Origin of the sequence: Altererythrobacter sp. Root672, from assembly GCF_001427865.1 — a bacterium.
Taxonomy (GTDB): Bacteria; Pseudomonadota; Alphaproteobacteria; order Sphingomonadales; family Sphingomonadaceae; genus Croceibacterium_A.
In genome coordinates this window covers 2,041,010-2,056,508 of sequence record NZ_LMHH01000001.1, presented here as the reverse complement: position 1 = coordinate 2,056,508, position 15,499 = coordinate 2,041,010, and the positions used below count along the sequence as shown (strand labels likewise).

The 15,499-nt window shown below is 64.8% G+C and carries 17 protein-coding genes; 8 read left to right on the top strand and 9 right to left on the bottom strand.

Translation table 11 applies throughout. The annotated features are described in order from the left end of the window. The first annotated feature begins 101 nt into the window (after positions 1–101). Positions 102–476 carry an SHOCT domain-containing protein gene (locus tag ASD76_RS09955; protein ID WP_235506606.1) on the top strand — a complete coding sequence of 125 codons (375 nt, stop codon included), beginning with the start codon at positions 102–104 and terminating at the stop codon, positions 474–476. A 51-nt stretch (positions 477–527) separates the two neighbouring features. Here the strand turns inward: ASD76_RS09955 and ASD76_RS09950 are convergent, their stop codons facing one another. Together ASD76_RS09950 and ccmA are read right to left on the bottom strand one after the other, a co-directional pair. After that, the gene (locus ASD76_RS09950) at positions 528–1,187 is read right to left on the bottom strand and encodes a heme exporter protein CcmB (protein ID WP_082553715.1); all 660 of its coding nucleotides are present in this window, start codon (positions 1,185–1,187) and stop codon (positions 528–530) included. Next, positions 1,184–1,783: a heme ABC exporter ATP-binding protein CcmA gene (ccmA, locus tag ASD76_RS09945; RefSeq protein ID WP_055921924.1), complete on the bottom strand. Its 600-nt coding sequence runs from the start codon at positions 1,781–1,783 to the stop codon at positions 1,184–1,186. The genes ASD76_RS09950 and ccmA overlap by 4 nt, the downstream gene beginning before the upstream one ends. Before the next feature lie 53 nt (positions 1,784–1,836). Between ccmA and ASD76_RS09940 the strand changes: the two genes are divergently transcribed. Both ASD76_RS09940 and ASD76_RS09935 read left to right on the top strand, forming a co-directional pair. After that, positions 1,837–2,130, top strand: a complete 294-nt coding sequence (locus ASD76_RS09940) for a 4a-hydroxytetrahydrobiopterin dehydratase (RefSeq protein WP_055923144.1) — start codon at positions 1,837–1,839, stop codon at positions 2,128–2,130. Positions 2,131–2,257: 127 nt separating this feature from the next. Then, positions 2,258–3,346, top strand: a complete 1,089-nt coding sequence (locus ASD76_RS09935) for a hypothetical protein (RefSeq protein ID WP_055921922.1) — start codon at positions 2,258–2,260, stop codon at positions 3,344–3,346. A 183-nt stretch (positions 3,347–3,529) separates the two neighbouring features. Here the strand turns inward: ASD76_RS09935 and ASD76_RS09930 are convergent, their stop codons facing one another. The 5 genes from ASD76_RS09930 to ASD76_RS09910 all read right to left on the bottom strand — a co-directional run bounded on the left by ASD76_RS09930 (position 3,530) and on the right by ASD76_RS09910 (position 8,973). Next, positions 3,530–4,081 carry a L,D-transpeptidase family protein gene (locus ASD76_RS09930; RefSeq protein ID WP_055921919.1) on the bottom strand — a complete coding sequence of 184 codons (552 nt, stop codon included), beginning with the start codon at positions 4,079–4,081 and terminating at the stop codon, positions 3,530–3,532. Between the two features lie 96 nt (positions 4,082–4,177). After that, complete coding sequence (locus tag ASD76_RS09925; RefSeq protein ID WP_055921916.1) at positions 4,178–4,810, bottom strand: response regulator; 633 nt, start codon at positions 4,808–4,810, stop codon at positions 4,178–4,180. A gap of 329 nt (positions 4,811–5,139) precedes the next feature. Next, entirely contained in the window at positions 5,140–6,378 is a 1,239-nt protein-coding gene (locus ASD76_RS09920) for a hypothetical protein (protein ID WP_055921913.1), read from the bottom strand. A gap of 182 nt (positions 6,379–6,560) precedes the next feature. Beyond that, positions 6,561–8,579, bottom strand: coding sequence for a TonB-dependent receptor plug domain-containing protein (locus ASD76_RS09915; RefSeq protein WP_055921911.1), 2,019 nt, complete (start codon positions 8,577–8,579; stop codon positions 6,561–6,563). 67 nt (positions 8,580–8,646) lie between these two features. Beyond that, the gene (locus tag ASD76_RS09910; protein ID WP_055921908.1) at positions 8,647–8,973 is read right to left on the bottom strand and encodes a hypothetical protein; all 327 of its coding nucleotides are present in this window, start codon (positions 8,971–8,973) and stop codon (positions 8,647–8,649) included. A gap of 98 nt (positions 8,974–9,071) precedes the next feature. Between ASD76_RS09910 and ASD76_RS09905 the strand changes: the two genes are divergently transcribed. Further along, positions 9,072–9,965 (top strand): hypothetical protein, encoded by an 894-nt coding sequence (locus tag ASD76_RS09905; RefSeq protein ID WP_055921902.1) that lies wholly within the window; start codon positions 9,072–9,074, stop codon positions 9,963–9,965. 132 nt (positions 9,966–10,097) lie between these two features. On the opposite strand, the gene ASD76_RS09900 is transcribed toward ASD76_RS09905, so the two are convergent. Together ASD76_RS09900 and ASD76_RS09895 are read right to left on the bottom strand one after the other, a co-directional pair. Beyond that, positions 10,098–12,062 (bottom strand): S9 family peptidase, encoded by a 1,965-nt coding sequence (locus ASD76_RS09900; protein WP_055921899.1) that lies wholly within the window; start codon positions 12,060–12,062, stop codon positions 10,098–10,100. A gap of 172 nt (positions 12,063–12,234) precedes the next feature. Continuing rightward, entirely contained in the window at positions 12,235–12,852 is a 618-nt protein-coding gene (locus tag ASD76_RS09895; protein ID WP_055921897.1) for a DNA-3-methyladenine glycosylase family protein, read from the bottom strand. An 80-nt stretch (positions 12,853–12,932) separates the two neighbouring features. On the opposite strand from ASD76_RS09895, the gene ASD76_RS09890 reads away from it, so the two are divergent. The 4 genes from ASD76_RS09890 (at position 12,933) to ASD76_RS09875 (ending at position 15,416) form a co-directional block, all read left to right on the top strand. Further along, entirely contained in the window at positions 12,933–13,250 is a 318-nt protein-coding gene (locus tag ASD76_RS09890; protein ID WP_055921894.1) for a 2Fe-2S iron-sulfur cluster-binding protein, read from the top strand. 63 nt (positions 13,251–13,313) lie between these two features. Next, on the top strand, positions 13,314–14,309 hold the full coding sequence (locus ASD76_RS09885; protein ID WP_055921892.1) for a cysteine synthase A: 996 nt from the start codon (positions 13,314–13,316) through the stop codon (positions 14,307–14,309). Positions 14,310–14,332: 23 nt separating this feature from the next. Further along, complete coding sequence (locus ASD76_RS09880) at positions 14,333–14,692, top strand: hypothetical protein (RefSeq protein WP_055921889.1); 360 nt, start codon at positions 14,333–14,335, stop codon at positions 14,690–14,692. A 19-nt stretch (positions 14,693–14,711) separates the two neighbouring features. Continuing rightward, positions 14,712–15,416, top strand: a complete 705-nt coding sequence (locus ASD76_RS09875) for a Gldg family protein (protein WP_156457632.1) — start codon at positions 14,712–14,714, stop codon at positions 15,414–15,416. The last annotated feature ends 83 nt before the right edge of the window (positions 15,417–15,499 follow it).

The window sequence follows — 15,499 nt, the reverse complement described above, 5'->3', positions numbered from 1 at the left end:
CCCTGCGCCCCGGCTGACGTTCAAGCTGGCCCCACACCGGGCGACCATTCGGGTAAACCCGCATTGGCATGGGTATGTCGCCTGATTGCGATTCTAGGCGAATGATCGATGCTTGGAATCAGCGAAGCGAGCGCTCGGCGGTTGAGCGGCTCGACGTGATGGCGGCCTGTGCCGGCAAGTCTCGAACAAGGAGAGATCAGATGGTCAGAAGGCGAAGCAGTTCCGGCCTGCTCGGACGCGCGGTGAACACGGCAGCTCGCACCGCCCTAATCGCGGGGACTGCCACCGCGGTTTCCAACAAAGTTGCGGGCCGGCAGGGCGAACCGGCGGCCCCGGCAGCACCGGGCCAGCCTGAAGCGCCGGCAAGCTTGTCCAACGAAGCGATCGAGCAGCTTCAGAAGCTGGCGGAATTGAATCAAGCCGGCATTTTGACCGACGAGGAATTCGCGACGCAAAAGGCCAGAATTCTGAACTGATGTAACGCGGGCTTCGGGGGCAAGGTAGAGGGAGACGGTCAGTTGTTGGCCTCAGCCTTCCCGTGCTGCCCTTATGGCCGCGCCGCCGGCGAACGGGGTGATGGCTACCAATAGCAGGCTGATCGCAGCGGTAAGGGCGATGCCGCTGTCGCCGCCGGTCGAGAGCGCTCCGGCACCGAAGACCAGCAGCGGCACGGCGAGGGGGATCAGGAGCAGGCCCGAGAGCGCCGCGCCGCCGCGCATTCCCACGGTCAGGGCGGCGATGATCAGGCCGATCGCGGCGAGGCCGGGCGTGCCCGCAAGCAAGCCGAGCTCGACAGTGCGCAGGGTCTGGCCGTCGATCCCGAGCAGGGCAGACGCAGGAATTGCGGCGACCATCAAAGGCGGGCCGAAGCTTAGCCAGTGGGCGAGCAGGCGCACCATGACCACCAGCTCCTCCGAGATGTCGCGCAAATAGAGCTGGTCGAAGAACCCACCCTCGACGTCGCTCTGCAACAGTCGGTCGAGCGGCAGGATCGAGGCGAGCAGGGCCGCGACCCAGATTACTCCGCCGCCGGTTCGGGCAAGCAGCTCCGGGGCCGGTCCGACGGCGAACGGGAAGAGCATGGCGACGGCGATGAAGAACAGAACCGGCAGCATGGTCGCGCCACGCCGCCCCCCGCCGAACATCTGGCCGAGATCGCGCAGGAGTAGGGCGCTGAACAGGCTCACGGGGCGAAATCCTCGAGCGCGATCCCGCACAGGCCCGGCACGTCGAACGGCTGGTGCGAGGCGATCACGGCCATTCCGCCCTGGGCGAGATAGTCCGCCACATGCCGCTGAAAATCGGCGGCCGCGTTGACGTCGAGGCCATTGAGGGGCTCGTCGAGCAGCCACAGACCGGCGTTGTGCGTATTCGAAGCCAAGATGGCCGCGCGCTTGCGCTGGCCGGTCGAGAGATAGCGCACTGGCACGTCGGCTAACCTGTCGAGCCCGTTGGCCTCGAGGAGCTGCGGGTCGCTGCGCCCGCTTTCGAGGCGGCTCCAGAAGGCCACCGCTCGGCCCAGCGGCAGGTGTCCATCAAGCGGCAGGCGTTCGTCGAGCAGTGCCACGGCGACGTTGCGTTCGACCGTTCCCGCCAAGGGGCGCATCAGTCCGGCGAGAATTCGCAACAGGCTCGACTTGCCCGTTCCGTTCTGGCCGAAGATTTGCAGCGCCTCTCCGGACTTCAACTCGAACGAAAGCCCGCGGAACAACAGCCGTTCGCCGCGGCGGCAGGCAAGGTCCGTCGCGGCCAGTCGTGAATCTAGGGGCCGGGCGGCTTCCATGGATGCGCGGGTTAGGGCAGAAGGCACGGGCCGACAAGCGAGGGAGCGAGCCTATGCCCGTGCCGCAACTCACCGAAGCCGAACGCGCTGAGGCGCTGGCCGTGCTGCCCGAATGGACACTGCGGGCCGATGGCCTGGCGATCGAGCGCGAATTCAAGTTCCGCACCTTCAGCGAAGCCTGGGGCTTCATGGCGCGCGTGGCGCTGCTGGCGGAAAAGCAGGACCACCATCCGGAGTGGTCCAACGTCTACAACCGGGTGGCGATCACGCTGACGACGCACGATGCCGGTGGTCTCTCAGAGCGGGACACGAAGCTGGCCCGAGCGATTGACAAGCTGGTCGCGTGAGTTGGACGGGTTCGAACGCGGGAATCTACGTATTGATAAGTAGGATTTCGCCGAGTTCTTGGCATGGCGATTTGGGCCGCCAGGAGCATTGGACACGATGACATCCGCACGATCATTTTTGTTGAGCTTGGCTGCTTTGCTCACGCTCGGGATCGTCGCGCAGCCGGCGTTTGCGCAGGATGAGCCGGCATGGGTGAGCGTGTGGGAGGGCCAGATCGGGACGTACCCGGTTCGCGCTTGCCTGGAGAGCTTTGGCGACGGACCCGGGCGGGGGTCGTACTACTACCTGTCGGCGCTCGAGCCGATTTCGATCAGCGAAGAGGACGGCGAGGGCGGGTGGGTCGAACGCGCGCCCGGCGGTGATGCGGAGGCGACTTGGGAGCTGGCCGAGCTTACGTCGAACCGCGTGCGTGGGACTTGGCGCCAGGGCAGCCGCAGCTTGCCGATCGACTTGAAGCCGGTGGCCTGGACCGAGGGAGAGTGGGGCGGCCCGTGCAGCTCCGCAGCGTTTCTGGGGCCGAGGACCGGCAAGGGATCGATCGCATCCGACGCCGCCGAGCTTGAGGGCTGGAAGTACACCCGCAAGACCTATCGGCCAGCCAAGTTCTTCGCGGAGGATGTCTCGATCGAGACGTTCGATTTTGTCCCGCAACGGCCAGGCGACAAGGCGATCCTCGAAGTGCTTGCGGCCGACCTTCCGCGCGAAACAGTCGAGGACGACTTCATGGAGTGCCTGGCCGGGTCGATCGCCTCACTGGGGATCGACGGAGACTACTCGCTCTCGGTGAAGCCGACCTTGGTCAACAAGGCTTTCCTGGTGGCCGAACAGGAGTCCGGCTCATTCTGCGGCGGCGCTCACCCGAACTACTACACCATCGTCCACACGTTCGATCGGCAATCGGGCGAGGAAGTCGACCTGTTCGGCTGGATCGGCGACGAACGCATCGACGGCGAGGACTCGGTCATCCCCGACGCGCTGCGTGACCTCGTCATGGCGAACTGGCCTAAAGACGAAGACGCCTCCGAATGCCGCGAATATGTGGCGGAGGCGAGTTACTGGTCGATCGGCCTGGCGGGGGGCGGCCTGGTGTTCAGGCCGGACCTACCGCACGTGGCGACGCCGTGCATCGTCCCGGTGCTGGTAGAGTGGAGCGCCCTCGCCCCGTTCCTCGACGCCGAGGGCAGGGCGGGGCTCGCTCTTTTGCGAGGTGGCTGAATCGAGCTGGGACATTGGAGCGCTGGCCGAAGCAAGAGCGTGCCCCCTGTCCTCTCATTTTCGTCATTCCCGCGAACGCGGGAACCCAGAGCGGAACAGCGCAAGAGAGCCGACTGGGTCCCCGCGTTCGCGGGGATGACGAAGGGGTAGGGCGAGGATGACGAGGGGGCGGGCGAACCCAGCTCAAGCGCCGATCAGGACTTCGGTGCCCACTTCGGTCGAGGCGAACAGCCGCGAAGCGAACTGGGAGGGAAGCCGGACGCAGCCGTGTGATGCAGGGTAACCCGGCAGATGGCCCGCGTGCATCGCGATGCCGTAGCTGTCGAGGCGCTGCATGAACGGCATCGGGGCGTTCTCGTACTTGATCGAACGGTGGAACCGCTTCTTCTCAAGGATCGGGAAGATACCGGTTGGCGTCGGCTTCTTGTTGTTACCGCTGGAGATCGTCGAGATCCCCACCAGTTCGTCTCCGCGATAGGCGTAGGCCATCTGATCGGACAGGCTGATTACCACGCGAGTTACCGCGCCGGTTTGCTTGCCGTCTTTCCAGACGAACTGGCCGTTCTTGAGGGACTCCTTGCCGAAGACGTCGCGCATGTCGTCGCGCGCCTGCTCGGCCGCCTCGACGGCGGCTAGCCTGGCTTCAGCTGTTTCTATGGTCGCAAAGGCTGGGGCGGACGGGACCGCGAGCGTCAGTGCTCCCCCAAGCGCAAGGGCGAGGGCGATGTGCTTCATTGTGATTGCCGTATGTTAAGGGTCTCTACAGACCCATAATGACTCTAACCCCGCTTGAGTTCCGATAAACGGGGCAAAATCAGCGGCAGATGCCCGTCATTCGGAGACGAGATTGTTCCGCATAGCATAGCGGACGAGATCGGCCGTCGTGGCAAGTCCCAGCTTGTTCAAGGCGTTGGTGCGATGGGTTTCGACCGTCTTGATGCTGATGCCTAGCTTGTAAGCTATATTCTTTTGGACCAGGCCCTCTGCGATCAGCTGGACGATCTCCTGCTCGCGAGCGGATAGACCGATCGAGGCGCTCGAGATGTGGGGCGTTTCCTTGCGGGCTTTCGCCAGGGTCGGTGTGAAATACTGCCGTCCGAGCGCCACGAATTCCAGCGCCTCGAGCATGAACCTCTCGTCTTCGGACTTCAGCACGAAACCGAGGACACCGATCTCGATCGCTTCGGTGACGACCCGTTCCTGTTCGAACAGGGTAAACATCACGATCTCGACCCGCGGATGAAGCTCCTTGAGCTTCCTCGCTACCGAGAGGCCGTCCTGGAGAGGGAGCGAGTAGTCGAGCACGACGATGTCGGGCAGGGCATCGCCGACAACTGTAAGCGCCTCCCGACCGTCTGAGGCCTCGCCCACTACTTCGTAGCGGAGCCTGGATTCGATCAGTCCGCGAAGTCCCCTGCGAACCATGTCGTGATCATCGACGATTACGACCCGAATGAGGGGCATGTTCAATCGGCACCCCCAATCATTGCGCCGTCCAGTGCTGAAGTCTGAAGGCCCGCAGGAATTGGTCGGGTGCATGCACGCGAGAGGCGACGAAGGCGCGACGCCAGGCTGGCGATATCTCTCATTTCCCCCATCTCTGCACGACTGTTCGCGCGCTCTTTTTATACGACCCGAAGGACTGAGTCCCTCTTTCGTGAAGCTACTGTAACGAATTACCGTGACAGGGATCAGTAACTTCTCGGCATCAAACGCTGATTTTTGTGGATTAATGGGCCGGAGAGGGGCGGCAGGGACCAAAATTGGTCCGCTACCGCCCGCGTCTCACTTCGTTAGCGCGCTCCGCTGCGAGCCGGTTGCGCGGCGGCGGCCGGCGGCGGTCCCGGAGGGGCCGGCCGGTCATTGGCGGCCGGATCGTAGTCGAACTGGTTCGCGAACCGCGAACGGTCATCGCCCTCGATCGAAGGCGCTTCGGCACCTGCGGCGATCTGTTGGCGATGGGCGCGCGAGGCGGTGATGTAGTTCCTCACCTGCACGTTGCCTTCGTGGCAGGCGTATTCGAAGAAGTTGTAGTCATCGTCGCGGATCCACTCGACGCGGGTGGTCCAGGGCTGAGTGAAGACCTCGGGATCCGAATAGGTAAGCTCGTGGACGAGCGTGTTCGGGCCGGTCATCGTCAGGCGCTCGACCGTCTTGGCCTTGGCGCTGGTCGGGATCGTGTTGAACGGGGGCACGTGCTGCGTCGCCATGTTCAGCGGCGATGCGGCGCGGGCGTAGATGTCATGCGTCACACTGTCGCCGGACTTGATGTTGGTCGTCTCGATGACCAGCGTCTTGCCTTCCCAGTGACCGCGGCTGTTGCCCATCCACGCTTCGACTTCGCTCGGCCAATGCGGCTGGTCGCCGATCGGGACCACGCGGGTGCCAAGCATCTCCAGGTTGATGATGACGTAGCCCGGCGCCTGGAAGATGCGGATGCCGTTGTTGTAACGGAACGGGTACATCGACGCGGGATAGCCGCGGCTGACGCAGCGGTCCCAGCTGTCGAAATCGTCGACCCAGTCGTATTCCTGCAGCGGCACCCAGCCCGAACGGCCGGCCTTGTAGAGCGCCTGGGCCTGCGGGGTCAGCGCGGGAAGCTGACCGTCGGCCGGGCTCACCAGCATCGAGGTGCGCTTGCCGAACGAGGAGGTCTTGACCCATTCGCTCAGTCCTTCGGTGCCCGGCGTGCCGACGCCGTTTTCGGAAGCCGGTGCGTAGTTCGAGTCCGAACGCTCAGCCGCGGACACGCGGCGGGCGAATTCCTCGTCATTGATCCACACGCGGTTGCCGAACACCTTGGGCCGCTGGAACAGGATGCGGGCGTTGTTGAGGTATTCGATCTGGTAGGTGTGGCTGAAGTTGTAATCGCCCCACGCGGTCTTTTCCGGGGTGTAGTCGGTCGGCACCGGCGGAAGCTCGGTCAGGTCGGCCGGCCGTTCCTGCGCGGCGACACCGGTCGGCGTCGCAAGCACCGCCGCAAGGGCAGTGGCTGCAGTGAACAGTCGTGAAGCGAAACGATTGCAGGTCATCAGGCCGGTTTCCTCTCTTCCAGCATATTTTGCGTCATTCTCTATGACTTTGTCCGGTTTCAGGCCAGCGGTTTCGCAAGCACATGATGCGGGACGGAATTGCCACTGTCCGCCCCGCATCACGCTACGCTTAGTAGGTGGTTCGACAGGCTCACCACGAACGGGGAGGGGCTCTGGACCGATTACTCCATTTCCGTTCGTCCTGAGCTTGTCGAAGGACTTTGGTGCGCTCCTCCGAACTTGAAGCGCACGCCGCCGTTGAGAACGAAGCCCTCGGTCGGTGCCCAGACGTCGACGGTCCAGCGGCCATCGGGCGCGCGAGTCGGGCGGATCAGCGGATCGTACTTCGTCTGCCGGGTGTTGAAGATGTTCTCGGCATTGAGGAACAGCCGGGCCTTGCCGAGGACGATCTCGCCCAGCAGCCCTACTTCGAAGTAGGGCTTGCCCTCTGTCCGATAGGGATTGTCGTCGAGCGCCTGCTCGCCGGTGTAGTAGATCTCCAGGCCCAGGCGGCCCTTGTCGTGCTTCTCCCACATCGCCACCAGGCTGGCCGAGTGCTTGGGCGTCAGCGGCTTGGTCCGCCGGCCGGTGCCCGAGGGATCGGGCTCGGTGGCATCGACGAAGACGTAACTACCGGTCACCACGAACGCCTCCCAACGATAGCGCAGGAGCAGCTCCGAGCCCCGGATGCGGGTCTTCCCCGGGACGTTGACTAGCTGCACGCGATCCGGAGCGACGGGATCGAGCCGGGTCGTGTCTTGCAGGTCGGACCCGAACAGCGTCACGTTCGTTTCAATCGGCCCACGCGAGTAACCAACGTCGAGTGACCCCGTGGTGGCCGTCTCGGCTTCCAGGTCGCCGAGGGGTTCGAGTTGAGACAGGCCCGCCGCCTCGATCTCCTCCACGAACGGTGTCGGGGCATAGAACCCGCGCCCGCCGGAAGCGCGGATGGTCCAGCGGCCGGGCTTGTAGAGCAGCGACAGGCGCGGACTGAATTGCGTCCCGAACTCGTTGTGAAAGTCCACCCGCGCACTGCCGGCAAGCGTCAGGTCGGGCGAGAGTTCGTGCTCGACCTGACCGAAGAGACCGGGCACGCGGTAGGTGTAGTCGAACACGGGGAAGGTGTCCGAGCGGAAGCCGTCCTCCTGGTACGCCACCCCGCCGACCCAGGTCGTCGCGCCGCTTTCACCGGAGATCGAGGCCTCGGCGAACAGGGTGTCGTGCGTGTCGTCCTCCAGCACTTCGCCGTAGAGGTGTTGGTGGTCCTGCGTCATGCCCGAGCCGCGGAGGTGAAGCGTGCCGAGACCTTCGACCGGCATTGCGGCGACCAGGCCCATGTCGAACCGCTCGGTGTCCTGGGTCTGCGGGAAGAGCGTGCCGTCGGGAACTGTCGCGCCTGGCAGGGTGCCGCCAACGCGCTCTTCGGCCATGGCGCCGAGGGTGACGAACAGCGAGGCGCCGTCGGCGTTCTCCCAGAACAGGCGCGGGCGCAGGGTCCAGCGTTCGTAGCCCGGCATGTCGATCCAGCCATCGTCGTCGAGGTCCTGAGTGCTCTGGCGGTGGTACCCACCGGTGAGCGAACCGCCCCAGTCCGGGCCCAGCGGCGTGGCGGCGTAGCCGGTCACGTCCTGTCCGTTGCGGGTCGTGGCGTTGAGCAGGACTTCGGCCTCTGCCTCATCGCGCGGTCGGCGGGAGACGAGGTTGATGACCCCGCCCAGGGCGGAAGGGCCGTAAAGCGCCGAGGCAGCGCCCTTGATCACTTCGACCTGGCCGAGATCGGTGGGCGGGATCTGCAGCAGGCCCAGCGAAGAGGCCTGCCCGCCATAGAGCGGTAGCCCGTCGGCGAGCAGCTGGGTGAACCGTCCGTCCATCCCCTGCACGCGGATGTTGGCTGACCCGAGCGCCGGCGCAGTGACCTGCACGCGCAGACCGCCAGTCTCGCTGAGGATCGTGGCAATATTCCCGGGGCGCATGAGGATCTTTTCCTCAATCTCCTCCTGGTTGATCACCTCGACCCGCACGGGCTCGTCCTGAACACGGCGGCCCGAGCGGGTGGACTGGACGATGATGGGCTCGCCCTCTTCGTCCTCTACGGTGGAGACGGTGGTTTCCGGCTCGGGCTGCTCAGCCTGAGCGAGCGCCGGACTCGGCATAAGGAAGGCAGCCCCCGCAAGGAGGGCCGCACGCGACTTGAATGACATGTAGAAATGCTCCTGAACACAATCGATCGCCAAGGCGGGCGCTTGGGCCCGCACGGTGTGCGAAGGTTCAGGCGGCTGGCGGCTCCAGCGGGGGAGCCTGTGACAGCGAGGCTAGCGGCGCAACGGCGGCCGCGAACACGGGCGCACCATCGGTCAGGCCGGTCGACGATGCCGCGCCGTCATTGCAGGCCGGGGCCATAGGGCAATGGTGGTGGCCAACATGGGCGGCATCGAACACGCCGTCCTGCTTCTCGCCACCGGCGTCGCGCGAACTGTCGTCCGCGGCGGCCAACTGGTGGTGGAGCGTCTCGTCATGCGCCATGGCCGGCTCACCGACATGGATACCGCACCACAGCACGGCCAGAAGGAGCAGGAGGTGCAAGGCGCGGCGCATCGCGGCGCAGCTAGCGCAGATAGAGCCGGTTGTGAACCGCCGCGCTGATGCTAGCATCAAGGTCCCGCCAAAAGGCGGAACGGGGAGAGAGCTTGGGGATGACCTTTCGATCGTTTGCATGGGCGGCCCTGGCGGGCGCGTCGCTGGCTTTGGCTTCGAGCGCGAGCGCCGAGGATGCCGATTACTATCGCGGCGGGTGGCGGACCGATGGCGGGGAGCCGCATGTCTATCAGTTCGTCATCAAGGGTAGCGAGGTTACCGGCGTCTACTGCACGCACTGCGCCGACGGCACCACGCTCGCCCCGATCGAGGGGACGTTCAGCGAAACCGACGGGCTGACGTTCAAGATCCGACACCTGAAGCTCGACGGCTCGCCCGCTTCGACGGACCGGCTCCAGGCCAAACTCGTCGATGGCAAGCTGGTGGTCAGCGGCAAGCGCGGCGGGACCGGGGGCCTGAACTTCGAACACACCACGATCAAGGACCCGCGCGGGCCGACGCCAGGACCGTATCAGCAGTCGATCCTGCCGCCGAACGCCCCGCCTGTTCCGATCCTGCCCAGGGCCGCTGGTCCGGCCGGTCCGCCGCCTGCGCCTTATGTTCAGCCGGCGCACTGGAGGCGCATCTCCGCGAACGACGTGGTCGGCGTGTGGCTTGGCTTCGGGGTTGGGATGGAGAAGCAGTACTTCGTCATCCGCAAGGACGGCGATCGCTTGTTCGGCCTGGCCTGCGGACGATGCGACAATCCTTATACCTTTGGTGCGCTGGAGAACTTCAAGATCAGCGGGGATACGCTGGAGTTCGACATCGTCCACCAGGATTGGGGCGATGGGACCGTGCTGCCGTTCAACCGCCACGTGAAGGCGAACATTGCCATGAACGAGATGCGGATGGACGCCCGTCGGCCGGATCAGGCTGGGCCGGGGATCGTCGCTTCGTTGGTGGGGCCGATCTCGCTTGAGGCGACGGCGGGGAACGTGGTGGGGGAGTAGACACTTTACCCTCTCCCCGTGGGAGAGGGGGGAGCGCCGTCAGGCGCGGAGGGTGAGGGTCCGCTACTCTGTGCTTCTCACCCTCACCCAACCCTCTCCCAAGGGGAGAGGGCTTCCTGGGCGCAACACCCGTTAAAGCAGTTCCGCCCCGGTCACGATCTGCGCTGTCGAGGCTTCAACCTCTCCACCGATCGCTTCCGCCCGGCCACCCAGGATCGTCGAGAGGAAATTCTCCACGATCGCATTGAAGGCGATGTTGTTGGTTGGCTTGGCGAAGCCGTGACCTTCGTCGGGGAACACCACGTAAGTCACCGGGATGCCGTGCTTCTGCATCGCCCCGACGATCTGGTCGCTTTCCGACTGCTTGACGCGCGGGTCGTTGGCGCCCTGGCCGATCAGCAGTGGGCGGCAGATCTTGTCGGCCTGGTGCAACGGGCTGCGCTCGACCAGCATGGCCTTGCCTTCGGGCGTGCCCGGATTGCCCATGCGCTCGTGGAACTGCTTCACCACCGGTTCCCAGTAGGGAGGGATCGTCTCGAGCAGCGTTTCCAGGTTGGACGGGCCGACGATGTCGACACCACAGGCGAACACCTCTGGTGTGAATGCGAGCCCGGCGAGCGTGGCATAGCCGCCATAGGACCCGCCCATGATCGCGACCTTGTCGCGCTCGGCCACGCCCTGCTGCACCGCCCATTCGACCGCGTCGATCAGGTCGTCATGCATCTTCGCGCCCCATTCGAGGTTGGCGGCGTTGACGAAGGCCTTGCCGAACCCGGTGGAGCCACGGAAATTGACGCTGAGCACGGCATAGCCGCGATTGGCGAGCCATTGATGGGCCCGGTTGAAGCCGAACCCGTCGCGTGCCCAGGGGCCACCGTGAACCAGCAGGACCATCGGGACCGGCCCAAGCGGCACACCGCTTTCTTCGGGGTCGCTCTCGGGCGGCAGCGTCAAGTAGCTCGGCAGCACCAGCCCATCGCGAGAGCGCAGTTCGAGGGCATGCATCGGCAGCAGCGGAGCGCCTTCAAGCTCTGGCCGGGTGACGTAGAACTCGGTCAGTTCCTGCGCTGCCCGGTCATAGAGATAGGCAACTGACGGGCCGGTCAGCGGGTCGTTCCAGACCACCCACTTGCTGTCGTCCTCAGTCCGGCCGCTCAAGCCGAACTCGCCTGGCAGGCGTGCGGCCAGCCAATCGATAGAGGCTTTCACCTTGGGATCGAAGACGATCTTCTCGGTCTTGAGGTAGTTGACGGTGTAGCCCTGAACCAGGCCGGTAACGGGATGCCGGTAGGTGCCGCCGATGTCGGCCTTGTCGCTGGTGGCGAGGACCTTGCGCTCTCCCGTGGCGGTGTCCTGGGCGATTAGCGCAGCAGTGTCGCGGCCCCGGCTGTCGTACCAGTACAGGGTCTTGCCGTCGGCGGTGTAGCCGGCGACGCCGGTGGTCAGCGCGTCCTCCAGCCCGGTGCTTTCGCTCGGGTCCGTGGCGACCTTGCCGTCCACGATCTCGAACATGTCGGTGCCGCCCCCGGCATTCTGCTGGATCGCCCAACGCAGTGTCAGGGTGTCATCGGCGACGAAGCCCGCATAGGCATCGTTCTGCATGACCAGGGTCAGTTCGGCCGAATTGAGATCGAGCAGGTAGACGTCGTGGAACCGCGCATCGCGGTTGTTCAGGCCGACCAGCACCTTGTCCTTGATCGCGTGAGAAGAACCCATCAGGCGGGCGCGGGTGTTCTCGAACGGAGTCAGGCAGCGCTCTTCGCCGCTGGCGAGGTTGACCTGATAGAGCAGGAAGTTCTCATCGCCGGCCTTGTCCTGGATGTAGAGCAGGCTCTGCGAATCCGGGGCAAAGAAGTAAGTCGGGATCGGCCGATCGGTCGAATGCGTCATCAGTCGCCCGGCGGCAGGATCGCTCGCGGGGGCGAGCCAGACGTTCATCACGCCGTCCTGCGGAGCCATCCACCCCAACCATTGTCCGTCCGGGCTGATCTGCCCACCCGAGCGAGTAGGGTTGCCGAACAGCGCCTCTCGCGGGATCAGCGGCGTTTCGCGGACGCGCTCGGCGGCAGAGGGGAGGGCGGTGGCGGCATCGGTCATCGGGGCATCCTCAGCTGTATTAGTCTTGCAATACACTCGCCATTGGGCCGGGCACAAGCGGCAAGTCCGGCAAGGCGAGATGTGGGGGGTCTTATCGAGCTAGTTCAAGAATATGATTCTGGCTCACCATGCCCACAAGAGGGCGTGTAGGAAAATGGTATTTTCCGACCGGTCAAAGCGCCGGGTTGTTGTAGCAATGCCATGTCAGGATGGCGACGGCCCCACGATGCGGGCGCCAGGCTTCGGCCAATTCGCGAGTGGCCTTTTCGGATGGCCGTTCCTCCATTCCGAGGATGCGACCGATGCCGACTTGCACCGCCAGATCGCCCGCTGGCCAGATGTCTGCCCGACCCTCGGCGAACAGCAGGTAAATCTCCGCCGACCAGCGACCGATCCCCTTGATCCGGGTAAGCAGGGCGATCGCCTCCTCGTCATCGGCCGGCAGATTCGACAGGTCCAGTTCGCCACTGACGACGAGCTCGCACAGCGAGCGGGCATAGCCCTGCTTCTGGCGCGACAGGCCGCAGGCGCGCAGCGTGTCGAAGTCCTGTTCCAGCAGCAGTAGAGGCGGGATGTCCTCGCCCAGCTGAGCCTCCAGCTTGCGCCACATGCTCGACGCGGCCGCGACGCTGACTTGCTGACCGACGATCGTGCGGAGCAGGGTGCGATAGCCGGTCTCGCGGATACGCGGCTCGGGATAGCCGGCGCGGGCGAGGGCGGAGGCGATGGCGGGCTCGCCGGCGGCAACGCTGTCGAGGCCTTGCGTCAATTGCTCTGCCGTCAAACCCATTGTCTGCTCCAAGTCACCGTCAGCTTGCCAAATCGGGCGCCAGTCCGTAGCAGCCCGGCGCCGGAAAGGAACGCCCATCGATGCCCAGATTGATCGTCACCACTCGCTCAGGCGAAACACGCGAAGTCGAAGCCCAGGCGGGCCTCACCGTGATGGAGGCGATCCGCGACAACGGCTTCGACGAGCTGCTGGCGCTGTGCGGCGGCTGCTGTTCTTGCGCGACTTGCCATGTGCACGTCGATGACGAGTTCCTGGGCCTGCTTCCCAAGATGACCGAGGACGAGGACGACCTGCTCGATTCGAGCGATGATCGCGATGCGAACTCGCGCCTGTCGTGCCAGCTCCCACTCACCGACGAGCTCGATGGGCTGCGCGTCCGTATCGCCGAGGAAGATTAACTCCTCCCCACCGCTGGGAGGATTGTGTTGCGCCGAACCGCTCGTCGCCTTAACTCCCCGCGAATGACCGCTCCTGCCGCCCTCGGAAGCACTCTCGATCTCATTGGCAACACGCCCCTGGTCCTGCTCAAGGGACCGAGCGAGGCGGCCGGCTGTGAAATCTGGGGCAAATGCGAATTCGACAACCCCGGCGCCTCGGTAAAAGATCGCGCGGCGCTGTGGATCATTCGTGACGCCGAAGCGCGTGGCGAACTCAAGCAGGGCGGCACTGTCGTCGAAGGCACCGCCGGCAATACCGGCATCGGCATCGCGCTGGTGGCCAATGCCCTTGGCTATCGCACGATCATCGTGATGCCGGACAACCAGTCGAAGGAGAAGATGGACACGCTGCGCGCGCTCGGCGCGGAGCTGGTTCTGGTTCCGCCGACCAAGTTCGCCGATCCCAACCACTTCGTGCACACCTCCCGCCGTCTCGCGGAAGAGACTGAGGGCGCGGTCTGGGCCAACCAGTTCGACAACATCGCCAACCGCAAGGCCCATATCGAAGCCACGGCGCCGGAAATCTGGGAACAGATGGAAGGCCGCGTCGACGGCTTCACTTGCGCGGTCGGCACTGGCGGCACTCTGGCCGGCGTGGCGATGGGTTTGAAGGCGTTTGACGAGAACTGCACAATCGCACTGACCGATCCGCACGGCGCGGCGCTTTACAACTACTACGCCAATGGCGAACTCAAGGCCGAGGGCAACTCGGTCGCTGAAGGCATCGGCCAGGGCCGGATCACCGCCAATCTCGAAGGCGCGCCGATCGACACCCAGTTCCGCATCTCCGACGAGGAAGGCCTCTACTGGGTCGCCCGCCTGCTCAAGGAAGAGGGGCTGTGCCTGGGGCTGTCGTCGGGCATCAACGTTGCGGGCGCAGTGGCGCTCGGCAAGCAGCTTGGGCCGGGCAAGCGCGTGGCCACGATCCTGTGCGACACCGGCTTCCGCTACCTGTCTTCGCTCTACAACCGCGAATGGCTTGAGGCGAAGGGTCTGCCGGTTTTCGACTGGCTGCGTTAATCTTGCGGGACTAGACTGGCACCATGTCGCTCGATCCGACCCAGATACTCCGGCCCGCGCAGGGCGCTGATCCCGTGGCGTTCGCACCTTTGGGCAATGGCCGCTCGCAGGCGGTACAGCGCTTGCAGATCGGCCTGTTCGGCCTTGCCGCCATGGTGCTGCTGGTTGGCCTGGCCAACATTCTCATCAACAACGCCGACCGCAATCAGGCGCGCGTGGTTCCCGAGGCAGCGCCGACGACAGCCACACAGCCGAAGGTCGAACAAGCGAGCGATCCGCTGGCCGAAGCCGGTGTTGTCCCGGACATGCCGTCCGTGCAGGAACCCGTCCAGAAGGCACAAGCCGACGGGGCGCAGGGCGGGACCGCGCCTGACGTACCGTAGCCTCGCGCTGGCAGTCGCGTTGTCGTGGCTGCCTGGTGGGTGCAGCGCCCAGCAGGCGCCGCCTGCTGCTTCGGAGCTTCCCAACCTTGGTCTGATGGGCTCGATCCCGATCTATTGGGGCGAGGCCGGCAATGTGAATGAATTGCTCGGCGGAGACGGCGCGTCGCACTGGGCGCGGGCTGAGCTCGAAAAGTCCTACCGCCTGCACCCGCTCGATGCCCTCACTCCCGAGAGTCTCACCGAAATCAAGTTCCTGCTGCTCGCTCAGCCCAGAGCCCTCAGCGGCTCGGAGAACGTCGCGCTGGACAACTGGGTCCGTGGCGGGGGGCATCTGCTGCTCTTCGCCGATCCGATGCTGACCGGCGAATCCAAGTTCCCCATAGGCGACCGCCGTCGCCCCCAGGACGTTATCCTGCTGTCCCCCATTCTGCGCCACTGGGGCCTCGAGCTGCAGTTCGATGTCGAACGACCGGAAGGCTTTGCATTGGTCGAGGCAGCCGGCCCGCCCATTCCGATCAACCGCCCCGGATCCATCGTCACGGCTGAATCCGCAGCCAATTGTACCCTTGCTGCGGAGGCCGTGCTTGCCAGTTGCAGCATCGGGGCAGGCCGAGTCGTTCTGCTGGCGGACGCAGCAGTGCTCGATCTGTACGATCCGCACCCTCAAGCGGCCGCGGCGCTCGGGTGGTTGGCGGGCGAGGCATTTCCCGAAAGCGGGAAATAGCGGGACAGCTCTGCAAATCTGATAAAATAGATATAAATCAAGGTATTAAGAGGGGTATCAGAGAGCCCTTACGCTTCGCATCC